This window comes from Sphingopyxis granuli NBRC 100800, from assembly GCF_001591045.1.
Taxonomy (GTDB): domain Bacteria; phylum Pseudomonadota; class Alphaproteobacteria; order Sphingomonadales; family Sphingomonadaceae; genus Sphingopyxis; species Sphingopyxis granuli.
Genome location: NZ_BCUA01000015.1, coordinates 1 through 25,028, shown reverse-complemented (window position 1 = coordinate 25,028; position 25,028 = coordinate 1). Strand labels below are relative to the sequence as shown.

At 68.1% G+C, this 25,028-nt stretch carries 20 protein-coding genes and 1 tRNA gene; 6 read left to right on the top strand and 15 right to left on the bottom strand.

Features of this window, described 5'->3' with window-relative positions:
- Nucleotides 1–5: 5 nt before the first annotated feature.
- From SGR02S_RS19980 to SGR02S_RS05675, 9 genes are all read right to left on the bottom strand, one after another.
- Nucleotides 6–185, bottom strand: coding sequence for a hypothetical protein (locus SGR02S_RS19980; RefSeq protein ID WP_067106587.1), 180 nt, complete (start codon nucleotides 183–185; stop codon nucleotides 6–8).
- Nucleotides 182–946 carry an MBL fold metallo-hydrolase gene (locus SGR02S_RS05710; protein ID WP_067106584.1) on the bottom strand — a complete coding sequence of 255 codons (765 nt, stop codon included), beginning with the start codon at nucleotides 944–946 and terminating at the stop codon, nucleotides 182–184. Before SGR02S_RS05710 ends, SGR02S_RS19980 begins: the two co-directional genes overlap by 4 nt.
- Nucleotides 947–959: 13 nt before the next feature.
- Nucleotides 960–1,736, bottom strand: a complete 777-nt coding sequence (locus SGR02S_RS05705; RefSeq protein WP_067106582.1) for a TatD family hydrolase — start codon at nucleotides 1,734–1,736, stop codon at nucleotides 960–962.
- Nucleotides 1,736–3,310: a methionine--tRNA ligase gene (gene metG, locus SGR02S_RS05700; RefSeq protein ID WP_067106580.1), complete on the bottom strand. Its 1,575-nt coding sequence runs from the start codon at nucleotides 3,308–3,310 to the stop codon at nucleotides 1,736–1,738. Before metG ends, SGR02S_RS05705 begins: the two co-directional genes overlap by 1 nt.
- A 258-nt stretch (nucleotides 3,311–3,568) precedes the next feature.
- Nucleotides 3,569–4,537, bottom strand: a complete 969-nt coding sequence (locus tag SGR02S_RS05695) for a DNA polymerase III subunit delta' (protein WP_067106576.1) — start codon at nucleotides 4,535–4,537, stop codon at nucleotides 3,569–3,571.
- Nucleotides 4,537–5,166, bottom strand: coding sequence for a dTMP kinase (gene tmk, locus SGR02S_RS05690; protein WP_067106639.1), 630 nt, complete (start codon nucleotides 5,164–5,166; stop codon nucleotides 4,537–4,539). Before tmk ends, SGR02S_RS05695 begins: the two co-directional genes overlap by 1 nt.
- Nucleotides 5,160–6,386, bottom strand: coding sequence for a D-alanyl-D-alanine carboxypeptidase family protein (locus SGR02S_RS05685; RefSeq protein ID WP_067106572.1), 1,227 nt, complete (start codon nucleotides 6,384–6,386; stop codon nucleotides 5,160–5,162). The genes tmk and SGR02S_RS05685 overlap by 7 nt, the downstream gene beginning before the upstream one ends.
- Nucleotides 6,387–6,396: 10 nt before the next feature.
- The gene (locus SGR02S_RS05680; RefSeq protein WP_067106570.1) at nucleotides 6,397–7,341 is read right to left on the bottom strand and encodes a septal ring lytic transglycosylase RlpA family protein; all 945 of its coding nucleotides are present in this window, start codon (nucleotides 7,339–7,341) and stop codon (nucleotides 6,397–6,399) included.
- Nucleotides 7,325–8,392 (bottom strand): lytic murein transglycosylase, encoded by a 1,068-nt coding sequence (locus SGR02S_RS05675; protein WP_067106568.1) that lies wholly within the window; start codon nucleotides 8,390–8,392, stop codon nucleotides 7,325–7,327. The genes SGR02S_RS05680 and SGR02S_RS05675 overlap by 17 nt, the downstream gene beginning before the upstream one ends.
- Nucleotides 8,393–8,533: 141 nt before the next feature.
- Here SGR02S_RS05675 and SGR02S_RS05670 point away from each other — a divergent pair.
- A tRNA-Ser gene (locus SGR02S_RS05670) sits at nucleotides 8,534–8,623 on the top strand.
- Between the two features lie 23 nt (nucleotides 8,624–8,646).
- Here SGR02S_RS05670 and SGR02S_RS05665 read toward each other — a convergent pair.
- On the bottom strand, nucleotides 8,647–9,714 hold the full coding sequence (locus SGR02S_RS05665) for a tellurite resistance/C4-dicarboxylate transporter family protein (protein ID WP_067106566.1): 1,068 nt from the start codon (nucleotides 9,712–9,714) through the stop codon (nucleotides 8,647–8,649).
- Between the two features lie 719 nt (nucleotides 9,715–10,433).
- On the opposite strand from SGR02S_RS05665, the gene SGR02S_RS05655 reads away from it, so the two are divergent.
- The 4 genes from SGR02S_RS05655 to SGR02S_RS05640 all read left to right on the top strand — a co-directional run bounded on the left by SGR02S_RS05655 (nucleotide 10,434) and on the right by SGR02S_RS05640 (nucleotide 17,840).
- A complete protein-coding gene (locus tag SGR02S_RS05655) occupies nucleotides 10,434–13,637 on the top strand; it encodes an autotransporter outer membrane beta-barrel domain-containing protein (protein WP_067106562.1) in 3,204 nt (1,067 codons plus the stop codon).
- 270 nt (nucleotides 13,638–13,907) lie between these two features.
- Nucleotides 13,908–14,429 (top strand): RNA polymerase sigma factor, encoded by a 522-nt coding sequence (locus SGR02S_RS05650; protein WP_067106638.1) that lies wholly within the window; start codon nucleotides 13,908–13,910, stop codon nucleotides 14,427–14,429.
- The gene (locus SGR02S_RS05645; protein WP_067106560.1) at nucleotides 14,419–15,342 is read left to right on the top strand and encodes a FecR family protein; all 924 of its coding nucleotides are present in this window, start codon (nucleotides 14,419–14,421) and stop codon (nucleotides 15,340–15,342) included. Before SGR02S_RS05650 ends, SGR02S_RS05645 begins: the two co-directional genes overlap by 11 nt.
- A gap of 59 nt (nucleotides 15,343–15,401) precedes the next feature.
- A complete protein-coding gene (locus SGR02S_RS05640) occupies nucleotides 15,402–17,840 on the top strand; it encodes a TonB-dependent receptor (protein ID WP_337180665.1) in 2,439 nt (812 codons plus the stop codon).
- Nucleotides 17,841–18,243: 403 nt separating this feature from the next.
- On the opposite strand, the gene SGR02S_RS05635 is transcribed toward SGR02S_RS05640, so the two are convergent.
- Entirely contained in the window at nucleotides 18,244–19,383 is a 1,140-nt protein-coding gene (locus SGR02S_RS05635; RefSeq protein ID WP_067106555.1) for an acyl-CoA dehydrogenase family protein, read from the bottom strand.
- A 104-nt stretch (nucleotides 19,384–19,487) separates the two neighbouring features.
- A complete protein-coding gene (locus SGR02S_RS05630; protein WP_067106553.1) occupies nucleotides 19,488–20,681 on the bottom strand; it encodes an acyl-CoA dehydrogenase family protein in 1,194 nt (397 codons plus the stop codon).
- A gap of 170 nt (nucleotides 20,682–20,851) precedes the next feature.
- On the opposite strand from SGR02S_RS05630, the gene SGR02S_RS05625 reads away from it, so the two are divergent.
- Complete coding sequence (locus tag SGR02S_RS05625) at nucleotides 20,852–21,931, top strand: MBL fold metallo-hydrolase (protein WP_255211398.1); 1,080 nt, start codon at nucleotides 20,852–20,854, stop codon at nucleotides 21,929–21,931.
- Here SGR02S_RS05625 and SGR02S_RS05620 read toward each other — a convergent pair.
- The 3 genes from SGR02S_RS05620 to SGR02S_RS05610 all read right to left on the bottom strand — a co-directional run bounded on the left by SGR02S_RS05620 (nucleotide 21,928) and on the right by SGR02S_RS05610 (nucleotide 24,918).
- Entirely contained in the window at nucleotides 21,928–22,812 is an 885-nt protein-coding gene (locus tag SGR02S_RS05620; protein WP_067106550.1) for a period circadian protein, read from the bottom strand. The two genes, SGR02S_RS05625 and SGR02S_RS05620, sit on opposite strands and share 4 nt — an antisense overlap.
- Before the next feature lie 115 nt (nucleotides 22,813–22,927).
- Entirely contained in the window at nucleotides 22,928–24,556 is a 1,629-nt protein-coding gene (locus SGR02S_RS05615) for a TadG family pilus assembly protein (protein ID WP_067106547.1), read from the bottom strand.
- A gap of 2 nt (nucleotides 24,557–24,558) precedes the next feature.
- Entirely contained in the window at nucleotides 24,559–24,918 is a 360-nt protein-coding gene (locus SGR02S_RS05610; RefSeq protein WP_082796979.1) for a TadE/TadG family type IV pilus assembly protein, read from the bottom strand.
- Nucleotides 24,919–25,028 lie beyond the last annotated feature (110 nt).

Here is a 25,028-nt window from a genome sequence, read left to right as displayed (position 1 = left end):
GGACCTCACCCCGCGGCGAGCTGATAGGTTCGGATCGCCAGGAACACGAGCGCGAAGATCGCCACCCAGGCGAGCCCCATCTTGATCCAGTCGGCCGCCGGCAGCCGCCGCACGACCAGCGCGCTCAGCACCAACGTGAAGGCCATCGCGAACCACAGGATGTTGGCGCCGGTTTCCATCGTCATAGCTGCACCTCCAACCCGTCATAGCCCGGTTCGACGCCCGGCGGCAATTCGTCCGCCAGTTCGTCATAATCCATGGTGTTGTCCATGTGCGTGATGATCGCGCGCGGATCGCCGACCTTGCTCAGTCCTTCGAGCGTCATCGCCAGATGCGGATGCGTCGGGTGCGGATAGCGGCGCAGCGCATCGATGACGAACAGGTCGACGCCCTGGAAGAAATCGACCATATCGTCGGTAAATCTCGAAAAATCAGTGGCGTAGCCGATCCTGTGCGCACCGTCGCTGAAGATGAGCCCGGTCGCCTTGATTGGCCCGTGCGGCATGTCGATTGCCGACACTTCGATCGGCCCGATCGCCTGATGATCGGCCAGATCGATCGGATCGACCGACGCCGGATAGCCGGCGTTGCCGGCAAAGGCATAGGTGAAGCGCCATTTCAATATGTCGAGCACATTGCCGCGCGCATAGGCCGGCACCGCCGAGCCGCGCAGATGCATGATCTGCCGCAGATCGTCGAGCCCGTGGCAATGGTCAGCATGTTCGTGCGTCCAGATCACCGCATCGACCTCGCCCACCCCCGCGTCGAGCAGCTGGAGCCGCATGTCGGGGCTGGTGTCGACGAGCAGCCGGAACCCACCGAGCGAAACGAGGATCGAGGCACGGCTGCGCAAGTTGCGCGCATTGTCGGGGTCGCAGCGTCCCCAGTCGCCGCCGATGCGCGGTACCCCCGAGGACGTTCCGCAACCCAGAATCCGCAGTTTCATATGCGGTGCGACGTCATGGCTGCGCCTTGTTGAAAAGGCGATAGAAATTTTCGCTGGTCGCGGCCGCGAGCGCGTCGCGGTCCTCGCCGCGCAGTTCGGCGAGAAAGGCCAGCGTGTCGGCGACGAAAGCGGGTTCGCCGGGCTTGCCGCGGTGCGGGACCGGGGCGAGGAAGGGGGCGTCAGTCTCGACGAGCAGCCGCTCCTGCGGCAGCCAGCGCGCCGTTGCCTGCAGGTCGGCGGCGTTGCGGAAGGTCACGATGCCCGAGATCGAGATATAGAGGCCGAGGTCGAGCGCCCCGCGCGCAAAATCGTCGCTCGCGGTGAAGCAGTGGATCACGCCGGCATAGGGCGCCCTGCCCATCTCCTCGCCCAGCAGCGCCAGCGTGTCGGCCTCGGCCTCGCGCGTATGGACGATGATCGGCAGCCCGCTCTGCTGCGCGGCATGGATATGCCGGCGGAAACTGTCGCGCTGCCGCCCCCGGTCGCTCTTGTCGTAATAATAGTCGAGCCCCGTCTCGCCGATGCCGATCACGCGCGGATGCGCGGCGCGCTTGACCAGCTTCGCGGTGTCGACGTCGGGATGGCCGTCGGCATCGTGCGGATGGATTCCGACGCTCGCCCAGACGTCGGCGTTCGCCTCGGCCACCGCGAGCACCGCGTCCCATTCGCTCTCGCGCGTCGCGATGTTGAGCATCGCGGTCACGCCGCCCGCGCGCGCGCGGGCAAGCGCCTCGCCCTGCCGTTCGGCAAGTCCCTTGTAATTGAGGTGGCAATGCGAATCGACGAGCATCAGGCGGCCGCCTCCTCCCCGTCGGGCAGGTCGAGGCGCGGGAAGATCGGCACCGGCTGGCCGACCGCGAAGCCGCTCGCCGCCAGCGCCGCGAACCAGCCGTCGTCGGCGAGCGCCGCGCTGTCGCGCGCGGCGACGCCCATCTGGTCGAGCAGCCGGTCGGCCGAGGCAGGCACCACGGGACGGATCGCGATCGCCAGCGCGCGCACCGCCTGGAACAGCGTCATCAGCACCGCGCGCATCCGCTCGGGATCGGTCTTGCGCAGCGCCCACGGCGCCTGCGTGTCGACATATTGATTGCACGCGAAGACCGCGCGCAGCCAGTCCTCGATGCCCACCGAGAAAGCGAGATCGCCGAACGCACGCGGCAGCCGGTCGCGCGCCATCGCCAGCACGTCGGCCAGCAGCGCCGCATCCTCGGGCGCCTCCTGATAATCCGACGAAACGTCGCCGTCCAGATTCTTGAAAATCATCGACAAGCTGCGTTGCGCCAGATTACCGAAGCTGTTCGCCAGGTCGGCATTGGCGGTGCGCACGATCGCCTCGGCCGAATAGCTGCCGTCGTGGCCGAAGCTCACCTCGCGCAGCAGATAATAGCGCAGCGTATCGACCCCGAAGCGTTCGGCGAGGTCCATCGGATCGACGACATTGCCGAGCGATTTCGACATCTTCTCGCCGCGATTGAGCAGAAAGCCGTGCCCGAACACCTGCTTCGGCAGCGGCAGACCGGCGCTCATCAGGAAAGCCGGCCAGTAAACCGTATGAAAACGCACGATATCCTTGCCGATCATGTGAATGTCGGCGGGCCAGAAGCGATCGAATTCGCCGTCGCGGTCGGGATAGCCGATCCCCGACAGATAGGTCGTCAGCGCGTCGACCCACACATACATGACGTGCCCCGGCGAATCCGGCACCGGCACCCCCCAGTCGAAGCTGGTGCGCGAGATCGACAGATCCTTGAGCCCACCCTCGACGAAGCGCAGCACCTCGTTGCGCCGGCTTTCGGGACGGATGAAATCGGGATGATCGCGATACAGCGCGAGCAGCCGGTCCTGATAGGCCGACAGGCGGAAGAACCAGCTTTCCTCGACCGTCCACTCGACCGGCGTGCCCTGCGGCGAAAGGCGGACGCCCCCTTCCCCTTCGGTCAGTTCATCCTCGTCGTAGAAGGCCTCGTCGCGAACCGAATACCAGCCCTCGTAGCGGTCGAGATAAAGGTCGCCGTTCGCCTCCATCGCGCGCCAAATCGCTTGCGACGCCCGGTGGTGCGCAGGGTCCGACGTGCGCATGAAATGATCGTAGCCGATATTCAGTTTGGCGTACATCTCGCGGAAATAACCGGACATTTCATCGGCGAGATCGATCGTCGCGCGGCCCTGATCGCGCGCCGTCTGGAACATCTTCAGCCCATGCTCGTCGGTGCCGGTGACCATCCGCACGTCGCGCCCCTGTGCGCGCTGGAACCGCGCCATGACGTCGGTCGCGATCGCCTCATAGGCATGGCCGATATGCGGGCGACCGTTGGGATAGCTGATCGCGGTGGTGATGTAGAAGGGGATTTTCTCTGCGGACATGCGCGCGCCTTAGCGGCTGCGGCGCCGTTGGGAAAGGGCCGGGCCTTCACAAAGGCTGGAAGCGGATCGATAGCTCTCCTTTCATCATCGTCGTGCTGAAACAAACCGGCATATCTGTCTTCAGGCAAATTAGGGTCCTGACCCTAAGGTTCGTTCCCCGACGAAAGTCGGGGTCCAGATGGTATAGCGCTGTCCCGCGTGGACCCCGGCTTTCGCCGCGGAACGGTTTCTAGCCGGACAGCATCCAAATCCGGCCCCTCACCCCTCGCGCGGCGCCAGTTCCGCCAGGCAATTGCCGATCTCGAACCCGACCATCGCCCCGTCGTAGGATCCGCGCACCGCGTCGCGGACGGTGCGCTGCACGCGGTCCCAACCGGCGAGCACCGGCGCGATCTCGCTCACCGGGCGTTCGCGGGCGAGCCGCGCGAGCAGACCCGGTACGATGTCGATCACCAGTTCCAGCCGCGCCCGATTGCTCGCCCCCCCGACCTCGCGCGCCAGCGCCTCGCGCAGCCGGTTGTCGGGATCGCCGCCCGCCGCGATCGCGAGCAGCTTCTTCTCCATCGCGGCGACGTCGCTGTCGATCAGCGCCAGCGCCTTGCCCGGCACCCCGCCCGACGCCGCGACGATCGCGCGCGCCTCTGCGCGGTCGAGCATCGGGCGCAATTCGTGCAGCCACGCCGTCATGACGTCAGGGTCAAGCGGTTGAAAACGCAGGGTCCGGCACCGCGACCGGATCGTCGGCAGCAAGCGGCCCGGTGAATGGCTGACCAGCAGAAACACCGTCCGCGCCGGCGGCTCTTCCAACGTCTTGAGCAGCGCATTGGCGCCGTCGGTCTCGAGATCGTCGACCGCGTCGATGATCACCACGCGCCAGTGGCCGAGCGACAGCGACAGATACAGGCGCCGGATCATCGTGCGCACCTGATCGATGGTGATGTTGCGCGCGAGCTCCTTGCCCTTCTCCTTGGGCTGGCGTTCCAGCCGGACGATCTCGGGATGATTGCCCGCCTCGACCAGCCGCCCCGCCGCGCCGTCGCCGGGGTCGTCGAGCGCGATCGCCCCACCCTCTCCACCGGCATCGTGGGTGGCAAGGAAGCGCGCGACGCGCGACGCGAAGGCCGCCTTGCCGATGCCCTGCGGCCCGGCGAGCAGCCACGCATGATGCAGGCACCCGGCGCTCCACGCGTCGATGATGGCCTTCTCGGCCTCCTGATGCCCGATCATCACGGCAGCCAGTCCGCAAGGCTGGCCAGGATCGCGGCGGTGACCGCCTCCGCTGGTGCCTCGGCGTCGATAACGCGCCAGCGGTCGGGCTCGGCGGCCGCCATTTCGGCGAAGCGGCGGACGAGCCGCGCCTGATAATCGTCCGGCTTGCTTCCCATGCGGTCGGCGCCGTCGGCATCGCGCACCGCCAGGCGGCGCCTGACCTCCTCGGCGCGCGCGGTCAGCAGGAAGGTCCGGTCGGGCAATAGCCCCAGCGATCCGAAACCGTGGAGCATCAGGATATCGGCGTCGGTGATCCCGCCGCCGCCGCCCTGATAGGCGCGCGACGAATCGACGAAGCGGTCGCACAGCACCCACGCCCCGCGCGCGAGCGCCGGGCGGATCGTGCGCGCGACATGGTCGGCGCGCGCGGCGGCGAACAGCAGTGCCTCGCTGCGCGCGTCCCAGCGGTCGTCGGCACCCTCCATCAGCAGCGCGCGGATCGCCTCGGCGCCGGGGCTGCCCCCCGGCTCGCGCGTGACGAGCGTCTCGAGTCCCCGCGCGGCGAGCGCGGCGGCAAGTGCGCAGATCTGGGTCGACTTGCCGACCCCCTCCCCGCCCTCCAGCGTGACGAAGCGCCCGCTCACCAGCCGGTCAGCCGATAGAGGCCGGTGCGCATGCGCGCCCACCAACCGCCCCGGCCGACGTCGGCGGCGGCCAGCAGCGGGGTGGTTTGCGGCGGCAGGCCGTCGGGCGCGACGACCAGCTCGGCGATCCGGTCGCCGCGCGCGACCGGCGCGGTCAGCGGCGCCGTGGCGCGCATCGTCGCGCGAAATCCGCCCTGATAGCCCCTGGGCACCGTCATGCGCACCGGGATCGCCGCTTCGGCGGCGACCGCCGGGGCTCTCCCCCGCTCGACGGCGAGACGGCCGACGGCAGCGCCGGCGGAGGCGATCTCGCGCCCTTCCCACGCGCCGAAGCCCCAGTTCATCAGCCGTTCGGCCTCGTCGCGGCGTGCTTTTTCGCTGGTCATGCCGGCGACGACCATGATCAGCCGCCGGCCGTCCCGTTTCGCGGAGCCGAGAAAGCAATAGCCCGCCTCGGCCGTGTGTCCGGTCTTGAGCCCGTCGGCACCGGCAAAGCGTCCGAGGATCGGGTTGCGGTTCGGCTGGACGATCGGCGTGCCGTCGGGCGCCTTGCCATGCTGGAGTTTGGGGATCGCGAAATAGCGCGCATAGCCCTTGGGATGGTCGCGGATCAGCCGGTCGGCCAGCGTGATCAGGTCGGCCGCGCTGACCTTGGTGATACCGCCGTCGGGCCAGCCGCTCGGGGTTCCGAATCGGCTCGACGTCATGCCAATCCTGGCCGCCACTACATTCATTCGCTTGACGAAAGCTCCCTCGCTGCCGTCGATGCCGACCGCCAGCGCCGCCGCGGCGTCATTGCCCGAAACGGTGATCAGCCCCTTCAGCAGTTCGTCGACCGAAACCTTCTCTCCCGCGCGCAGGAACATCGTCGATCCGCCGTTGCCGCCGTTCCATTTCCGCCACGTCGCCTCGCTGACGGTGAAGACGGCGTCGCGCGACAGTTTGCCGCTCTCGATCAGGTCGAGCACGACATAGGCGGTCATCACCTTGGCCATCGACGCCGGCGCAAAGCGCTTGTCGGCGCCGCGCTCGAACAGGATGGCGCCCGAATCCATGTCCTTCAGCATCACGATCGGCGCCTGCGTCACATAGAGCGGGCGGCTGACCGGCGCCGCGGGCGGACCGCCGTCGGCGGGCGCCGCGGCCGGCGCCAGCAGCAGCGCCAGCGTCGCGGCCAGCGCGGCGCCACCGCCCTTGGCGATCGGGAAGCGTTGCGACATCATGCGAGGCGCCTCAGCGGTCGCGTATAACGACGGCGTCGCGGAACCCCTTGGCCTTCGCCTTGCCCAGCGCGCCCTGCGCCTCGCCGTCGCTGGCGAAGGGGCCGATCCGCACGCGCCACAGTTTGCCGGCCCGGCTTACCGTGCCGCCGACAGTCTTCGCCGCGGCGGCGGCGCGCGCTTCGGTGCTGAACGCCGCGACCTGCACGACATAGCCGCCGCCGGTCGCTGCCGGCGCCGCCGCGGGCTTTTCCGGTGCCTTGGGCGCGGGCGTTGCAGCGGGCCCCTCGACGATGAAGCGGTCGTCGCCCGGCTTCGCGTGGCCCGACGCGATCGGGGCGGCCGGCTGCGGCGCCGCGACTATGGCGGGCTTGGGTTTCGGCACCTCCTTCAGCTTGGTGCGCAGGATGGCGAGCAGCGAATCGGGAGTGGCCAGCCGCTCGGGCACCGCCCGGCCCGCGCGAAGCTGCGCCCTTTCGGCGGCGGGCGGATTGGTGCGCCGCACGCGCACCGCCGCCACGCCGTCGGTCAGGCCGAGCTGCTGCGCCGCGCCGCGCGACAGGTCGATCAGCCGGTCGTTCGCCATCGGCCCGCGATCGTTGACGCGCACCAGGATCGTGCGTCCGGTATCGAGCGCGGTGACCTCGACATAGCTCGGCAGCGGCAGCGTCTTGTGCGCCGCGCTGATCGCGGCGGGCTCGAAGGTCTCGCCGTTCGCGGTGGGGTTTCCGGCGCGTTCATCGCCATACAGGCCCGCGTAGCCGACCTCGTCATAATCGGGGATATCGGCGGGGGTGTAGGTGACGCCGCCGATCGCATAGGGTTCGCCCAGCATCGCCGGGCCGTCGGCGGTCGCGGGCACCGGAGCGGACCCGCCGCGCGCGCCGCCGAAACCTCCACAGGCCGACAGCAGCAACGCCGCTCCGGCCAGTACCCCGCCCCTAACGATCGATCTCATCGGCCAGCAACCCCACAGACAGCGCATAAAAGTTGGAGCAATTATAGTCGAGTATCGCACGATAATTGCCGGTCAGCAAATAGGCGGTCTTGCCCGGGCCGTCGGGCTCGAGCAGCGTCGCCTGGATCGCGCCGTCGGGCCAGCGGCCGCCGATCGGCTGGAACCCGTCGGCGCGCCATTCGGCCATGCTGCGCCAGCGGCTGTAGCGCGCGAACACTCGCGGACAGCGCGTCGGCTGGAGGCGCGTCGCGAAGCGGACGCGGTCGAAGCCGTCCGGAACGCGCACCGCGACGCCCCACGGCTCGCCCTGCCGCCAGCCGGCGCGGCGCAGATAGGCGCCGATCGATTCGACCGCGTCGGCTTCGCTCGACCAGATGCGCGCGACGCCGTCGCCATCGCCGTCCTCGGCGACCTGCAGATAGACCGACGGCAGGAATTGCGGATAGCCGAAGGCGCCGGCCCAGCTTCCTTTCAGCACGCTGCGCGGCACGCCCTTCTCGACCATTTCCAGCGTCGCGAGGAACTCGGGCTCGAACAGGCTGCGCCGCCGCCCCTCATAGGCGAGCGTCGCGAGCGCTTCGGGCAGGTCGAAATTGCCCGTCACCGCGCCATAGGCGGTTTCGTGGCCGAAGATCGCGATCATGATGCTCGTCGGAACACCCGTGCGCTGCTCGATGCGCGACAGCAGCGGCAGCAGCCGGTCGTGGACGCGCCGCCCGCCGTTGATCCGCGCGGCGTCGACATGCTTGGCCTTGTACGGTGCGAAGGCCGGAATCGGCGTATCGGGCGTCGGCGGACTGCCCAGATTGTCGCGGTCGAGCGCCACCACCCGCGCATTGTAGCGCAGCCCCGCCGTCACGCTGTCGAAGGTCGTTCGCGATACGCCGCGCGCCTGCGCCTTGGGCCACAGCGACTGGACATAGGTATCGAACCCCGCGTCGCCGCTCGCCTGGGCCTGCACCGGCGCCGAAGCGGCCAGCAGCCAAGCCGACAATATCGTGGCCGAAGAACGGAAAAGGCGCCCGAATCCGAATTGCTTGCTGCGTGTCATCGCTTACCCATAGGCAAGGAATGACGCCGATGCACCAGCCTTGAACGCGCGATGCTGCGACGACCCGAGTCAAAGCCGCGCCGGGCCGTGGCGGGATGTTTCGCTTGCCGCGCGTCATCCGCACGCTATGGCGTCCGCAAAGGACAGGTGGCCGAGTGGTTTAAGGCAGCGGTCTTGAAAACCGCCGTGGGTGCAAGCTCACCGTGGGTTCGAATCCCACCCTGTCCGCCAATATGGCACCCCGCTCGGAAGGATCAGCCCCGGCTCGGCCGCGCCCCGCGTATCAGCGCGCGCAGCATGCCGTAGAATGTGATCGTCCACGCGGTCAGGGCGATCCAGAAGAAGGCGCGGGGCAGCGCGAACAGGAAATCGAGCTCCATTGCGCGGTTCATCTGCCATGTGCTGGCCGCGTACATGCCGAGCGGAAACACCGCGCCCCAGTAAAGCGGGTCGTAGCGCAGCGGGAAACGCTCGTAACCGTGGCGCCAGATGCTGAGCAGGACCAGCATCGGGATCCACCAGGTTCCCGTCGCCCAGTAGAACACCGTGAACCCCTTCAGGAACGGCAGCAGCGATGTCAGAAACGGCGCGTGGGGCGCGTTCAGGATGAGCAGCGAGCCGGCCAGCGTCGAGATCGCCATCGCGCCCATGTTGATCCAATAGGGCGGCGCGAGGTCGCCCGGCGAAAAATGAAAGAAGACATAGCGATAGAAGATCAGCGACATCATCCAGATATAGAGCATGCCGCCCCACAGCCACATCGACAGCGCCAGCAGGTTGAACTCGAGCCGGTAGGGCTGGCCGATGCGCGCGGCGAGCAGCGCGCTGGAAACGGAGATCGCCTGCGTCGCCACCACCGCCAGAAGCCAGCTTCCGCTGATCCCCTTGTCGAGCGTCGGCTTGTTGTGCCGCACCGTCAGGGCGGTGAAGATCGTGTAGGTCAGGCAAAGCCAGAGGATGGCGGCGAACAGCCACAGCGCCTTGCCCGCCGCGACATTGCCGTCGAGAATGAGGAACTGGCTCGCCAGAATGCAGGTGCCGGCGACCGCCGTGAAATAGCCCGGCCCGGTCAGATGTTCGACCATATCGCCGAAGAACCGGCGCGGATAGCGCCACGCCCGCGCCGCATACAGCAGGCACAGCACGGCATATTGCACGATATTGAGATAGAACAGCGCGCGGGCGATGTTCGGATGCGCCATCATCGAGGCCGCGAGAGAGACGATGCCGGTGGCCATGACCAGTCCGAAATAGGCCGGCGACAGATCGGCGAGGCTCGTTCGCGACGCCATGGGATCGGATCTGTCGCTTCCCCCCGTCATGCCCCTTCCCCCTCGGAAATGTCCCCGACAAATATGTGGGGCCGCTCAAGGTCGAGGTCGTCCGCCGTTCGCTCGGCCCGCCCCCCGGACAGCCTATAGAGGGGGTATGGGACAGAAAAAGGGCGGCCGGATCGCGCCGGCCGCCCTTCTTCTTTTCCGATCCGGTTGGATCAGGCCTGCGGGCCCGGAGCCGGTGCCGGCTCTTCGGTCGGAGTGGGCGCGGGCTCGTCCGTCGGGGCGGGCGCCGGCTCTTCGGTGGGCTGCGGTGCCGGCGCGGGGGCCGGTTCTTCGGTCGGCGCCGGCGCGGGTTCTTCCGTCGGAGCCGGAGTGTCTGTCGACTGGGCGAACACGGCGACCGGCGAAATGAGGAAACTCGCCGCCACGACGGACATAATCGCATTCTTACGCATGATCTCTCCTTGAATTGACTGCGCGGCGGAGAGAAAAAATGGTCCTCCCCGCGCTCAATCTGCCGTTCCATGCAGATCGAGGAGCGCAACGTGCGCCATTCCGGAATCGTTCCGGAAGGTTGCCGGCTTCGGCATGTCGTCGGGATAGATGCTTGGAATTACGCGATGAACTGTTCCGCGTGATCGGCCCTCCCCCGGCTTTCACCCGGAAAACGCCTGTCCGGAAAATATGTTTCAAGGCCGCGGCGTGGCGGCTCCGTCTTGCGATTGTCCCGGGAGGACATTCCCTGCGATCAAAAGAGGATTTCCATGCGCAAGACCCTGCTGGCATCGACCTGCCTTGCCGCCATGACGGCGGTGCCCGTTCATGCCGAAACGACGATCGGCACCGCCACGACGACCCCGGTGCGGACCTCCACGGTCAACGCCGGCGCAGCCGACGACATCCGGATCGGCAAGGACGGTTCGATCAAGCCGACCGGCGGCACCGCCGTGACCATCGACAGCAACCACAAGGTCGCGAACGAAGGCACGATCGCGATCGGCGACGCCGACGACGCCACCGGAATCTTCGCCGGCGCGGGAACGACGGGTTCGATCACCAACGCGGCGACGGGCAAGATCATCATCGACGAATCCTACGCACCGACCGACATCGACAATGATGGCGACATCGACGGACCCTTCGCCGTCGGCCGCAACCGCACGGGAATCGCGACCGGCGGCGCCTTCACGGGCGATATCGTCAATTCGGGCGCGATCACGATCGAGGGCAATGATTCGGCGGGCATCCGGCTCGGCGGCCCCCTGACCGGCAAGTTCACCAACGACGGTACCGTCACCGTGCTCGGCGACAATGCGCTGGGCGTCGGGTTGCAGGATGTGACGGGCAATGTCCGGCTGGCCGGGACCATTGCCGCGACGGGCCAGAACGCCACCGCGGCGCGATTGGCGGGCGACATCGACGGCGCGCTCGTCGTGCAGGGAAGCCTGACGGCGACCGGCTATCGCACCACGACCCCGCCGGCCGACCCGTCGAAGCTCGATGCCGACGATCTGCTGATTGGCGGTCCGGCGCTGTCGATTGAGGGCGATGTGACCGGCGGCATCATCCTCGCCGTGCCGCCGAAGGACGGCAGCGGAACGGGCACCGACAAGGATAATGACGGCATCGAGGACGCGAAGGAAGGCTCCGCCGCGGTCCGCTCCTATGGATCGGCGCCCGCGATGCGGATCGGCGCGACGGGCCGGGATATCGCGATCGGCGCGGTTGCGGGCACCGGAACCGGCTTCGGGCTGATCATCGACGGCACCGTCACGGGCAACGGGCTCTACGCAGGTATCGACGGGCTCGGCCTGCAGATCGGCGGCATGGGCGGCGCGGTTGACATCGCGGGTGGCATGGGCGTCGCCGGGACGGTCAGCGCGCTGTCGAAGGACAGTTCGGCGACCGCGATCCTGATCGGTGCCGGCGCGACGGTTCCGGAGGTCCGCGTCGCCGGCAAGGTCGAGGCCGCGGGCGGCGGCACGGCGACGGCCATCTCCACCGCGCTGCGCATCGACAGCGGCGCCGATGTGGCGCTGGTCCGCAACAGCGGCACGATCAGCGCGAAGGCGAGCGGCGAGGACGGCACCGCGCGCGCGATCTTCGACGCGTCGGGAGCCGTCGACCTGATCGAAAACAGCGGCACGATCAGCGCCACCGGCGCCGCGGCGGGCTCGGGTCGCAATGTCGCGATCGACCTGTCGGCGAACGGCGCCGGCGCGACCGTGAAGCAGACCGAGGTCGCGGCGGGCGTCGCCGCGCCCTCCATCGTCGGCGACCTGCGCTTCGGCGCCGGCAGCGACATCTTCGATGTCGCCGACGGCACGGTGAAGGGCAACGCCTCTTTCGGCGCCGGCGACAACCAGCTCAAGCTCTCGGGCGACGCGGCCTATACCGGCAACGCCAGCTTCGGCGGCGGCAACGACAGCATGACGCTCGCGGGCACATCGAGTTTCCGGGGCGACGTCGATTTCGGCGGCGGCGCGGATACGCTGTCGATCGCCGGCAAAGCCCTGTTCTCGGGCCGTCTCTCCAATGCGCAGGGGCTGGCGGTGAGCGTCGACGGCGGCACGTTCGACGTGACCGGCGCCGCGACCATTGCGTCGCTTTCGGTCGCGGGGAACGGCGTCCTCGGCGTGACGCTCGACGACGGCGCTGCCGGAACCGCGCTGACGGTGCAGGGCAATGCCGGCTTCGGCGAAGGATCGAAGCTCGCGCTCAAGCTGTCGAGCATCGAAAATGCCGAGGGCGAACATATCGTCGTCACCGCCGGGTCGCTGACCGGCGCCGACAAGCTGACCACCGAAACGACGCTGCTTCCCTTCCTCTACAAGGGCGTGCTGAGTTCGACCGCGACCCAGATCATCGTCGATGTCTCGCGCAAGAGCGTGGCCGAACTCGGCCTCAACCGCTCCGAAGCGGGCGCCTTCGACGCGGTGTTCGAGGCGCTCACCGCCGACGAGGCGATCGAGGGCGCCTTTCTCGGGATCACCGATGGCGAACAGTTCCGCGGCCAGATGCAGCAGATGCTCCCCGAACATGAAGGCGGGGTGTTCGAAACGCTCACTTCGGGCTCGCGCGCGCTGGCGCGCCACCTTCAGGACCCCAACGCACCCTATCAGGACGAGGGGAAATGGGGCTATTGGGTCAACCAGGCAGTCTGGGGCACGTCCAAGGGGCTCGGCAACACCGCGAGCTACGACGTCTCGGGCTGGGGCATTTCGCTCGGGGCGGAGATCGAGACCGGCGTCGGCAATTTCGGCGGGTCGGTCGCCTTCCTCAGCGGCAAGGACAGCAACGGCAGCAACGACAACGAGGTCAGCTCCAGCCAATGGGAGGGCGCGCTCCACTGGCGGCTGCGCTCGAACGGCTGGCTGGCCAACGCCCGCGTGTCGGGCGCCCCGGTCAGCCTGAAGGGCACGCGCGTCTTCCGCACCGAGGTGGACGGCAAGGCGATCGAAAAGACGATGCGCGGCAAATGGGACGCGACGCTGTGGTCGGCTTCGGGTTCGGTCGCGCACGACGGGCGCCTCGGCGGCCTGTCCTTCCGCCCGACGGTCGCGGTCGACTATTACAAGCTGAAGGAGGACGGCTATCAGGAAACGGGCGGCGGCGACGCGCTCGACCTCAACGTCCGCGGCCGCGACAGCGACGAACTGGCGGTGTCGGGCACCGTGGCGCTCGGTCTCGATTTCGGCGGTTCCGACCAATATGACGGCTGGACGCGTTTCGAGATCGAGGGCGGGCGGCGCGAGATCGTCAGCGGGACGCTCGGCACGACGGTCGCTTCGTTCAAGGACGGCACGCCCTTTACCCTGACCCCCGATGCGCGCACCAGCGGCTGGATCGGCCGCATCCGCGGCATCGGCGGCAATTCGGTCTTCCAGGTTGGCGCCGAACTGTCGGCGGAGGAGCAGCAGAGCCACTTCGGCTGGGCATTCCGCGCGAGCTTGCGGGTCGGCCTCTAACCCCCCGAGGCGGCCTCGCGGCAAGGGGGAAGCGCCCCTCCTCACCCATGCTTCCCCCTTGCCAACCGGCCACCGCCAGACGCCCATCGGACAATAGCCATGACCGCCCTCACCCTTCCCCGCCCGACCTCGATGCCGCCCGGCATCGCCGCGTCACGGTTGCGGATGTCGCGGGCGGCGCTATATCACGGCGCCATCAGGGGACCGGAGGACCGGGCCGGCGGCGTGGGCGCCGGCTCACTGCAGGCGACGTTCCGAACCAGGTATTTCATGACCCAGGCGACCGATCGAGACGAGGCCGCGCACGGCATCGAGGGCGTATTGCTCGCTCACCGGGCGCAGGTCGTCCGTTTCCTCGAACTGCGCGGCGCGGGCGACCAGGCGGAGGATCTGTTTCAGGACCTGTGGATGCGGTTGACCGAACGGCCGACCGGGCCGATCGCGAACCCGTTGTCCTATGTGATGCGATCGGCCAACAATCTGATGCTCGACCGCTATCGCGCCGCGCGCCAACGCGCGCTGCGCGACCGGGCGTGGAGCGAGACGGCGGCGGCCGAGCCTCCGTCGGCCGAGCGCGCGCTGATCTCGCGCGAGCAACTTGCGATCGTCGAACGCACGATCGCGGCGACCGGCGAGCGCTCCGCGCACATCTTTCGCCGTTTCCGGGTCGACGGCGTCCAGCAGCGCGATATAGCCGCCGAGATGGGGGTGAGCCTCAGCACGGTCGAAGCCGACCTGCGCAAGGTCTATGCCGCGCTCGCGGCGGCAAGGAGGCAATTCGATGCGCCCTGATCGCGATACCGCCATCGAGGCGCAGGCGATCGACTGGGTCGTGCGCCAGCGCGATCCCGGCTTTGCCGAATGGGATGCGTTTGCCGACTGGCTCGCGGCCGATCCGGGGCACGGCGCGGCCTATGACGCCATTGCCGGCCTCGATGCCGATCTCGACGCCCTGCCCCCCACCCGGCGATCCGAGCCGTCCGTGCGGCGCGGCCCGTCGCGGCGGGCGTGGTTCGGCGGCGCGGTCGCAGCGGCGCTGGTCGGGGCCATCAGCCTCTCGAGCCTCGGCCTGTTCGACGGCGCCAGCCGTATCGAGACCGCGGCGGGCGAGCATCGCACCCTTGCGCTGACCGACGGATCGCGGATCGAGGTCAACGGCGCCTCCCTCCTCATCCTCGACGACGATCGCCCCCGGTTCGCGCGGCTCGAACGCGGCGAAGCGATGTTCCATGTCGTCCACCGTGCGGACGAACCCTTCGTCGTCGAAGCGGGCGGTGCCGAACTCGTCGACCTCGGCACCGCCTTCAACGTCGTACGCGCGAACGGCCGCACCGCGGTGGCGGTGTCGGAGGGTGCGGTCGCCTACAACCCCCGGCGCGAGAACGTCCGCGTCGTCGCCGGACAGGGGCTGGAGGCCCGCGACGGCGACCGCGCGGCACCGGCGCCGCACGCGATCGACGTCGCCAACGTCGGCGGCTGGCGCACCGGGCTGCTCGTCTACAACGACACGCCGCTGACCGACGTGGCGGAAGACCTGCGGCGCACCGCGGGCATCGACCTGCGGATCGCCCCCAACGCCGCCGACACCCGCTTCCGCGGCGCATTGATCCTCGCAAAACACCCCGCCCGCACCGTAACAGACCTCGCTGCGCTGTCGGGGACGCGCGCCGAGCGGCAGGGCGATGGCTGGGTGCTGTCGCGCTGACGATGCGGTTCCGGCTCTCCCCCCTCCTGTTTAACCCCCTTCTTGTCACTGGCGCAGCCTTGGCGCTGGTCGCGCCGGCGCAGGCGGCCGAGGAGTGCATGTTCGATGTCCCGAAGGGCAATCTGTCGGCGGCCCTTCCGCTGCTCAGCCGGCAGGCCGGGGTCAGCATCAGCGTCGCCGACGCCGAACTGTGGAAAAGCCGCGTCCGCCCGGTGCGCGGGCGGATGAGCGTCGATGCGGCGATCCGGCGGATGCTCGACGGAACGCAGGCGCGCGCCGTGCGCGTCAGCGACACGAGCTGGCGGATCGAGCGCCGGCTGGTTCAGCGGATCGCACGGCGGTCAACCTCGCCACCGCGCACAACGCCGCCGCCGCGGGCGCAGGTGCCCGATCATCTCGTCGCCCGGCCCGAGGACGAGATCATCGTCACGGCGAGCAAGGCCGACACCCCCTATTCGCGTTTCGCGGGCGTCGCCACGATCCTCGATGGCGGCGATCTGGCGTTCGGGGGCGAGCGCGGGATGGATTCGATCCTCTCGCGCGTAGCGACGGTGTCCTCGACCCACCTTGGCTCGGGGCGCAACAAGCTGTTCATCCGCGGCATCGCCGATTCGAGCTTTACCGGGCCGACGCAGGCGACCGTGGGGCAATATCTGGGCGACATCCGTCTCAGCTACAACGCGCCCGATCCCGACCTGCGCCTGTACGACGTTGACGCGGTGGAGGTGCTCGAGGGGCCTCAGGGCACCCTCTATGGCGCGGGGTCGCTCGGCGGCATCATCCGCGTCGTGCCGAAGGCGCCGAATCCAGGCGCCATGGAGCTGCAGGCGATCGCGGGCGCCTCGATCACCCAGCATGGCGATCCGGGCGGCGACATCGCCGCCATCGCCAACCTGCCGGTCGGGGACGATGGCCACGCGCTGCGCCTCGTCGGCTACATGCTCACCGACGGCGGCTATATCGACAATCCGCTGCGCGGGCAGAAGGACATCAACCGCGTCCATGTGCGCGGCGGCCGTGCGACCTTCCGCTTCGATGCGGGCGACGCGTGGACGATCAACCTCGGCGGCGTCTATCAGGCGATCGTCTCCGACGATGCGCAATATGCCGACCGCGACGCGCCACCGCTCACCCGCAATTCGCTCGTCGAACAAAATGCTAAGGCCCGCTACGGGCTCGGCACGATCGTCATTGCCAAGGATTGGGACGGGCTGCATTTCCAGTCGTCGAACGCCTTCATCCGTCATCGCCTCTACGAGCGCTTCGACGCGACCAGCGAGCAGAACCCCTCGCAGGTGCTCGACCAATATAACGCCTTCATCCGTCATCGCCTCTACGAACGCTTCGACGCAACCGGCGAGCAGAACGCCTCGCAGGTGCTCGACCAATATAGTGCAACGCGCATGCTCGTCAGCGAGAGCCGGTTGTCGCGCCCCTTTCACGCCGGGCTCGGCTGGGTCGTCGGCGCGAGTGTCATCGACAATCGGACCCGGCAGCGCCGCGAATATGGCGCTACGGTGCTGCGCGCGCCGCTGACCGGAGTCACCAACCGGATCACCGAGTTCACCGGCTATGGCGAAGCGACGCTCGAACTGCTTCCGCGCCTCGTTGCGACCGCCGGGCTGCGCTTGTCGCACGCCCGGCTGGGCGGCAGCGGCGAGGACGTGCCCTTCGTCATCGCGATGGCGGGCCGCGCGATCACCGCGCAACGGACCGAAACCGATCTCCTGCCCTCTGCCTCTCTGCTCGCTTCGCCCTTCGCCAATCTGACACTCTATGCGCGCTATCAGGAGGGATTCCGCCCCGGCGGGCTCGCGATCGACAGCCATTTCGTCCGCCGCTTCCGCAACGACCAGGTGCGGACATGGGAAGCCGGCGTGCGCTTCGGCGAACGGGGGACCAGCCCCTTCGACGCCAATATCTCGCTATCCTACAGCCGCTGGCGCGACATCCAGGCTGATTTCATCGACGCAAGCGGCTTTCCGACCACCGCCAATATCGGCAACGGCCGGATTACCAGCGTTTCAGGCGCGCTCGCCTGGCAGCCGGGTCCGGCGCTGTCATTCGAACTCGGCGCCGTCTACAACCACAGCCGGGTCGACGAACTGTCGTCGCTGATCGCGCCGATCGCGATGGCGGCGCCGGCGCGACTCGGCCGCATCCCCAATGTCGCCAGCCACGCGGTGCGCGGCGCGGTCCATTATGTCGCGCCGGTCGGCGACGAGGAATTGCGCGTTGGCGGCTGGGCCAACTATGTCGGTCCGTCGCGCCTCGGTATCGGTCCGGTGCTGGGCGAGGGTCAGGGCGACTATGTCGACACCGGTCTCGCGATGCGGTTCGGCAACGCCAGGCGCGGGCTGTCGCTGACCCTCACCAACCTTTTCGACGCCCGCGGCAATCGCTTTTCGCTCGGCACGCCGTTCGTCGAGGACGGGCCCGGCTACGCGACCCCGCTTCGCCCCCGCACGCTGCGGATCGCGGTGGATGTCGCCTATTAGAACTGATGCATTGGGCGAATTCCCCATTGCGGGCGGCGAAGCCGCACTATCCAGAGCGCGGGCAACTGCGCTGGGTTACATAATGACGGAACGGATCAGCCCAAAATTATCGGGAATCTAGCGGCACCTTCGCCCTATCGTTCCGGTTCGAGCCGACAAGCGCTTTCCTACAGTATCGCCGCCTGCCAGCCCCTGCGTATGACTCCTTCGCTGCGTGAATACGGCCGGCTTCCTGTCAACGGGAAGACTTTCTCGGTGGCAACATGCCGGGCGTTTCGTGCGCGGGGGATCAAACAGGGGATACGTAGCGTGGCCCGTGGCGGGCGGCCCGCATCGCCTCTCCCCCAAAGAAGGAGAAGCGATTCGATTCCAAATAAAAAGCCCGAAGAGCAGGCCTGGCTGCTTACTCCGCCAGCACGAGCCGCTCGTAGCGCTCCATATGATAGTCGGCGCTGCCGAACTGGCCTTCGATCATCGTCGCGCGCTTGAAATAATGGCCGATCGCCAGTTCCTGCGTGATACCGATGCCGCCGTGGGTCTGGATTGCGTTCTGCCCGACAAACTTCGCGCCGCGGCTAACCTTGTTCTTCGCCGCTGACACCGCCGCCATGCGCGCCGCCGCGGGCATATCGAGCTTCAGCGTCCCCATGATCGTCATCGAACGGGCTTGTTCGACCTCCATGAACATGTCGACCATGCGATGCTGGAGCACCTGGAACTTGGCGATCGGCACGCCGAACTGCTTGCGCTGCTGGGTATATTCGAGCGTGCCTTCGTGCAACTTCTGCATCACGCCGGTCGCCTCGGCGCATACCGCGACCGTGGCTTCGTCGATGATCTGCTCGATCAGCGGCAGGCCGTCCCCTTCCTGTCCGAGCAGCGCGTCGCCGGGAATCGCGACATTCTCGAAATAGATTTCGGACGCACGGTTGCCGTCGACCGTGGGATAGTCGCGGCGGACAATGCCGGGCAGCTTCGCGTCGATCAGGAACAGCGATACGCCGTCGTGGCCGCGCTGGCCGCCGCCGGTGCGCACGGTGACGAGCAGGTGCGTGGCCCACGGCGCAGCATAAACGACGCCCTTGTGCCCGTTCAACACCCAGCCTACGCCATCCTTCTTGGCGCTGGTCTTCAGGTTCGCAAGGTCATAGCGGCTCTGCGGCTCGGCATAGGCGAAGGCAACGATGGCGTTGCCCGCGATGATCTCGGGGATCAGCGCGTTGGCCTGTGCTCCGCCCACCGCCTTCAGGGCGCCGCCCGCGATGACGACGGTCGGAAGATAGGGCTCGATCGCGATGACTTTGCCCAGTTCTTCCATGATGATCGCATTTTCCAGCGCGCCGCCCCCCAGGCCGCCATGCTCCTCGGCAAAGGAGGCGCCGAGCATGCCGAGTTCCTGAGCGAGCGCAGTCCAGATCGCCGGGTCGCGGCCCGCGTCGCTGGCAATGAACTTCTGGCGCGTCTCGAAACCGTAGGTGTCGGCCAGAAAACGCGACAGCGTGTCGCGGATCATGTCCTGCGTTTCAGTGTAAGTGAAATCCATTTTTTTATCCCCGTCGCCCCCGCGAAGGCGGGGGCCGCTGTAGGTTCACATTGCGGCGCCCAAACGGGGCGAATGCTGCCCCCGCTCTAGCGAGGGCGCCGCGGTCACAATCCCAGAACCATCTTCGCGATGATGTTGCGCTGAATCTCGTTCGACCCGCCATAGATCGTCGTCTTGCGCATGTTGAAATAGGTCGGCGCAGCGCGATGCGCATAGTCCGGCCCGATCGGATGCTCGTTGTCGCCTTCTCCGAAGCCTCGGAAATAGGGCGCGCCGTAATGGCCGACCGCTTCGAGCGTCAGTTCGGTCAGGCGCTGCTGGATTTCCGAACCCTTGATCTTGAGCAGGCTCGACTCCGGTCCCGGCCCCTTGCCGGCGTTCGGACCGGCAAGTCCGCGCAACTCGGTGAATTCGAGCGCGGTCAGGTCGATCTCCAGTTCGGCGAGTTTGCGTTTGAAGAATGGGTTGGCAAGCAGCGGCTGATCGCCGTCGAGTTCGGTACGCGCGATGGCCTTGACGCGCTCGACGCCGCGCTTCGACGATGCGACCCCGGCGATGCCAGTACGCTCGTGCGCGAGCAGAAACTTGGCGCAGGTCCAGCCCTTGTTCTCTTCATAGACGCGCTGGTCGACGGGAACACGGACGTCCTCGAGGAACACCTCGTTCACCTCATGCTCGCCGCCGAGCGTGATGATTGGGCGCACGGTAATGCCGGGCGACTTCATGTCGATGAGCAGGAAGGAAATGCCCTCCTGCTGCTTGGCGTCCTTGTCGGTGCGGACGAGGAAGAAACCCCAGTCTGCATATTGTGCCATCGTCGTCCAGGTCTTCTGGCCGTTGACGACATATTGGTTGCCATCGCGCACCGCCACGGTGCGCAGGCTAGCGAGGTCGGACCCCGACCCCGGCTCCGAATAACCCTGACACCACCAGTCCTCGCCCGATAGGATACGCGGCAGGAAGCGCGCTTTCTGCTCCGGCGTGCCGAAGGTGTAGATGACCGGGCCGACCATCGCGAGGCCAAACGGCATCAGACGGATGCAGTCGGCACGGGCGGTTTCCTCGGAAAAGATGAAGCGCTGCGTCGGCGTCCAGCCGGTGCCGCCATATTCGACCGGCCACGCGGGCGCCACCCAGCCTTTCTTGTAGAGAATCCGATGCCAGGCGAGGAAATCCTCCTTGGTGAGTTCATCGCCCTCGTCCTGCTTGCCGCGCAGATCGGCGGGATAGTTTTCGGCGATGAAGTCGCGCACTTCCTTCTGGAAGGCGAGGTCTTCGGGGCTGAACTCCATGTCCATCTTCTGATTCTCCCTTGGGCAGTGGCCCTTTTAACGGGTGCTCACCTTTACGTAAACGGCAAGTTGCGGCTCGCAACCTTCACCGCTGTGAACAGGGCGCAGGTTGCGCCAAACGGCGTGGCTTGTCCAGCGGCCCTCCGTGCCGCATGAAGGGGGAAACAAGTGGGGATATGATGACAAGAGGCAGGCGTGCGGCGCTTTGGGCGCTGCTGATCGTAGGTGTGACCGCAGCGGCGGCTTTTCTGTTCCAGCGGCCGATCGGACGGTGGCTATTCGCGCGCGGGGTCGAGCAGGCGGCCGGACGCGATCGGCTGGCGGGTCTGCCCGACGGCCTGCATGTCGCTTTATGCGGCACTGGATCGCCCTTACCCGATCGCCGCCGCGCCGGATCATGCACCGTTGTGATCGCCGGCAAGGCGATGTTCGTGGTCGACGCGGGCGAAGGAGGCGCGCGCAACATCTCGTTGATGGGGCTGCCCAATCCCCGGCTTCGCGGCCTGTTCCTCACCCATTTTCACTCCGACCATATCGACGGCATGGGGCCGATGATGCTGCTGCGCTGGACCGCGAGCGGCAACGAAAGCCCCCTCCCCGTCCACGGCCCCGAAGGCGTCGAGGCGGTGATCGCCGGCTTCAACGCCGCTTATGCCGCCGACAATGGCTATCGCACCGCGCACCACGGCGCCACGATCACGCCGCCGGCGGCGGCGGGCGCCGTCGCGATGCCCTTCGCGATGCCGGACGCGCCGACCGTCGTCCATCAGGTGGACGGGCTGCGGGTCACGGCCTTTCCCGTCGACCATCGCCCGGTGCGGCCCGCGGTCGGCTATCGCTTCGACTACAAGGGACGCAGCGTCGTGATCAGTGGCGACACCGCGCCGTCGCCTTCGCTCGAAGCCGCGGCGAAGGGTGCCGACCTGCTGATCCACGAGGCGCTCCAGCCGGCCATGGTGCAGACGCTCTCCGATCGCCTGACGGCCGCGAGACGGCCGCAGACGGGCCGGATCATGCACGACATCCTCGACTATCATGCCAGCCCCGCGCAGGCGGCCGACAGTGCACGCCGCGCTGGCGTCCGGATGCTCGTCCTCAGCCACATCGTCCCGCCCCTGCCATCGCGCTATTTCAACGCGGCGCTGCTCGACGGCGCCGACAGTCGCTTCGACGGCCCGATCATCGTCGGCGAGGACGGGCAATATTTCTCCCTGCCCGCCGGCAGCCGGGCGATCGACTGGGGAAGCTGGTTCTAGCGGCGCACCGCCAGGATCATCGCGCCGTCGCTCGCATAGGCCGATCGCCGCTCGACCATGGCGAGCGTGACCGGCACGACGCCGCCGCCGCGCGTCACCAGTTCCGACGCGATGCGAACGGGGTCGCCTTTACGGAACAGGCCTTCGAAAGCCTCGATGAAAGCGTGCCGCTGCCCGGCCGCGAGCAACGCTGAGAAGCGGAGGTGGGGGATTGCGGACTGTTTTGCGCCGATCATGGCGGCGAGCGCCGGGTTGGCCGCCTCGATCGCCTCGCGCACCGAGACGCGGGCGACCCCGATCGTCCCGTCGATCTCGACCGCGTCGGCGAGCGCGCGCCGGGCGTCCTGTTCGGCGCGCGTCCCCCACGCGTCGCTGATGTCGCGGAGCACCATCGCCCCGCCGATCGGCAGCGGGACGAGGTCGACGCGCAGCCAGCGCTGCGGCTCGATCAGCCCCGGCACCTCGCCGGAGAAACGCTCGCGATGGTCGAGCATCCGCAGGAAATGCGCGAACAGCACCGAGCGCGCGAACCCCGGCAGGACGTCGGGCAAGGGCCGGCCGATCAGCGCCGCCGCCGCCCGTTCGAGCAGATCGGCGGCCGCCGGATTGACCCCCGCGACACGGCCTGTGCGGTCGACGAGGATCACCGCGTCGCGGATCGCCTCGATCAGCGCCGCCTGCGATGCCGCCAACGCGTCGCGCCCTTCCGCCTCCCCCTTGCCGTCGAGGCGGCGATAGTCGGCGAGCGAGATCAGCACATGCGCATCCTTGCCGTGATGCGTGACCATGACCGGCTTGCGCGACGCCTGCAGGCGCCAGTTCGCGAAACCGCGAATGAATTCGGCAGCGGGCACGCGCTGCGGTTCCCTGACCGTCTCCATATCCGTCTCCCCGGATCGAGCCTTTCCCTCGCATTATGGCATGCCGGTGCGGCATTTGGCTCGAAACCCGACGCAAAAACGCGGATTCGCGTCCGGAACGGCGCCGGATCGGTCCTCACACCAGCCGGGTCCGTCCGCAACGCAGCGCGTTGACCCGCGCGTCGGCCTCACCCAGGTGGAGGCCCAGCACGCCCGTCAGCCCCTCGATCACCCCGTCGAGCGCCGGCGCCGCGGCGCCCACGGTTTCGCCGACCAGCGATGTCAGCGCGCCGGCATTGAGCCCGAGGCCCAGCAGGTTGACCCGCAGATCCATGTCGCGGGCCAGCGAGCGCGCCACCCCGCCGGCAACGCCGCTGCTCTCGACCGTCTTGACCGTGCCCGCCGCGATCTCGGCGCGCGAGAAGGCGAGCGATTTTTCGGATTGGTCCGCGAGCGTCAGTTGCGCCCGGGCATCGACGCTGGCGAGCGGCAGGCGCAGCACGCGCGCCATCTGGGGCGCGAGCGGGCGCTGCATGTTCGCGAAATCGCCGTTGCTGACCGTCCCGATCGCGAACGTCGCGGGCGAGGTTGTGACGGCCAGCGTCACGCCTTGATCGCTGCCGCCGCAATCCATGTCCGAAATCCGCGCCACCGCCGATCCCAGTTCGGCGACGATCGGCAGTTCGACGCTCGTCAGCAGCGGCGTCGCGATCCGGCTGACGATCTTCAGCCGCACCTGCGCCGTGCGGACGACCACGTCCTGATCGTCGGTCACCGCGATCAGCGGCGATTGCGCCGGCGGCTCGCCGATCAGCAGCGCGACGTCGATCGCCGAGCCGCCCGGCAGGTCGCTGGCCAGCGCGAGTTCGAGTTGGCGGTTGGCATTGCCGAGCGCCAGCATCGCCTGCATCAGGCTCATCAGGTTCACGTCGACCCGGTCGGCGGCATCGGCGCGGATGCTCGACGCGCGCGGGCCGAGGTCGATCGCGCGCGACGGGATCAGGGCGCGCGGCAGCGCCTTGTCGGCAATCGCCTCCAGCGTATCGGCGACCTGCCCGTCGCTCGCGCGCGCCAGCGCCGACAGCACCTGCGGCAACGTCGCCTGCATGTCCAGCGTCTCGCCGAACGTCAGCGCGTCGGCGCGCAGTTCGGTCCGCAACGCTTCGGAAAAGGCGAGCAGATCGACATCGGCGCTCGCCAGCGCCTGATAGTCCATCAGCGACAGTTCGACGCGGCTTCCGGTCAGCGCGGAGAGCAGCGCGTTGGGAACGCCGCCGCGCAGCGCCTCGACGCGCGAGCCCAGCGAAAAGGCCGCATAGCCGCGCCGCGCGCCCGTGGCGGTGACCGCGACGACGCTATGGCTCCGGCCGGTCAGGAAACCGCCGAAATAGAGCGGGCTCGGCCGCGTCAGGCGGATGCGGACGGCGTTGGGCGATACGCCCCCGGCGACGAAGCGCTGTTCCGCCGCGACGGCGGAGTCGGGCGTATAACGTCCGGGCTGGAGCGCGGCGATCGCTATGCCGCAATCGCAGTTCGCGGCGATGATCCGCTCGGCCGCCGCGCGCTCGGTGCCCGGATGCGCGGCGGCGGCGAGCGCCGCGGCGTCGGCAATCCCCTGAAGCTGGCGGCGGTCGAGATAGAGCGAGCCGATATCGACCGCGAAGGCGGCGGAGCCGATCAGCATCGTCATCGCAAAGGCGGTCAGGACGCTGACGCCGCCGCGCCGGTCGCAAGGTAAAGCGGAAAGGCGATATGTCTGGAGCATGGTCAATCCACCGGCAGTTCGAAGGTCGCGCTCGACCGGATCGGGCCGGCGGGCGACGGGACGAGCGAGGAACGCAGGAAGCTGTCTTCGGGCACGCTGAAACTGACGGCGACGGTCAGCGCGTCGGCGGTTTCGGTCACGGCGACCGTGCGCGCCTGGGCGGAGAAACCCGCGATGCCGCTAAGGCTGCGGTCGACCGCTCGCTCCGCGATGCCGCGCCGGTCCGCCGCGTCGAGCCCGACGATCGCGGCGCGGGCGCCGTCGTTGGCGGCCTGCTGCACCGAATGCGCGAGCAGGAAATATTGGCCATAGACCAGCACGCCCATCAGCAGCGCGATGAACAGCGGCAGGACGAGCGCCATTTCGATCACCGCCGCGCCCCGGTCGCATCGGGCAAGCGCATGATGACATCGAATGGACCCGTCATTGCGACCCCGGATCAGGTCGGCAATTATCCCTTTTCGACAGGTGA

Bases quoted from the DNA above. Each gene is read 5' to 3' on its own strand.
- SGR02S_RS19980 (WP_067106587.1), bottom strand. From the start codon at position 185: ATGACGATGGAAACCGGCGCCAACATCCTGTGGTTCGCGATGGCCTTC.
- SGR02S_RS05710 (WP_067106584.1), bottom strand. From the start codon at position 946: ATGAAACTGCGGATTCTGGGTTGCGGAACGTCCTCGGGGGTACCGCGC.
- SGR02S_RS05705 (WP_067106582.1), bottom strand. From the start codon at position 1,736: ATGCTCGTCGATTCGCATTGCCACCTCAATTACAAGGGACTTGCCGAA.
- metG (WP_067106580.1), bottom strand. From the start codon at position 3,310: ATGTCCGCAGAGAAAATCCCCTTCTACATCACCACCGCGATCAGCTAT.
- SGR02S_RS05695 (WP_067106576.1), bottom strand. From the start codon at position 4,537: ATGATCGGGCATCAGGAGGCCGAGAAGGCCATCATCGACGCGTGGAGC.
- SGR02S_RS05685 (WP_067106572.1), bottom strand. From the start codon at position 6,386: ATGATGTCGCAACGCTTCCCGATCGCCAAGGGCGGTGGCGCCGCGCTG.
- SGR02S_RS05680 (WP_067106570.1), bottom strand. From the start codon at position 7,341: ATGAGATCGATCGTTAGGGGCGGGGTACTGGCCGGAGCGGCGTTGCTG.
- SGR02S_RS05675 (WP_067106568.1), bottom strand. From the start codon at position 8,392: ATGACACGCAGCAAGCAATTCGGATTCGGGCGCCTTTTCCGTTCTTCG.
- SGR02S_RS05665 (WP_067106566.1), bottom strand. From the start codon at position 9,714: ATGACGGGGGGAAGCGACAGATCCGATCCCATGGCGTCGCGAACGAGC.
- SGR02S_RS05655 (WP_067106562.1), top strand. From the start codon at position 10,434: ATGCGCAAGACCCTGCTGGCATCGACCTGCCTTGCCGCCATGACGGCG.
- SGR02S_RS05650 (WP_067106638.1), top strand. From the start codon at position 13,908: ATGACCCAGGCGACCGATCGAGACGAGGCCGCGCACGGCATCGAGGGC.
- SGR02S_RS05645 (WP_067106560.1), top strand. From the start codon at position 14,419: ATGCGCCCTGATCGCGATACCGCCATCGAGGCGCAGGCGATCGACTGG.
- SGR02S_RS05635 (WP_067106555.1), bottom strand. From the start codon at position 19,383: ATGGATTTCACTTACACTGAAACGCAGGACATGATCCGCGACACGCTG.
- SGR02S_RS05630 (WP_067106553.1), bottom strand. From the start codon at position 20,681: ATGGACATGGAGTTCAGCCCCGAAGACCTCGCCTTCCAGAAGGAAGTG.
- SGR02S_RS05625 (WP_255211398.1), top strand. From the start codon at position 20,852: ATGATGACAAGAGGCAGGCGTGCGGCGCTTTGGGCGCTGCTGATCGTA.
- SGR02S_RS05620 (WP_067106550.1), bottom strand. From the start codon at position 22,812: ATGGAGACGGTCAGGGAACCGCAGCGCGTGCCCGCTGCCGAATTCATT.
- SGR02S_RS05615 (WP_067106547.1), bottom strand. From the start codon at position 24,556: ATGCTCCAGACATATCGCCTTTCCGCTTTACCTTGCGACCGGCGCGGC.
- SGR02S_RS05610 (WP_082796979.1), bottom strand. From the start codon at position 24,918: ATGGCGCTCGTCCTGCCGCTGTTCATCGCGCTGCTGATGGGCGTGCTG.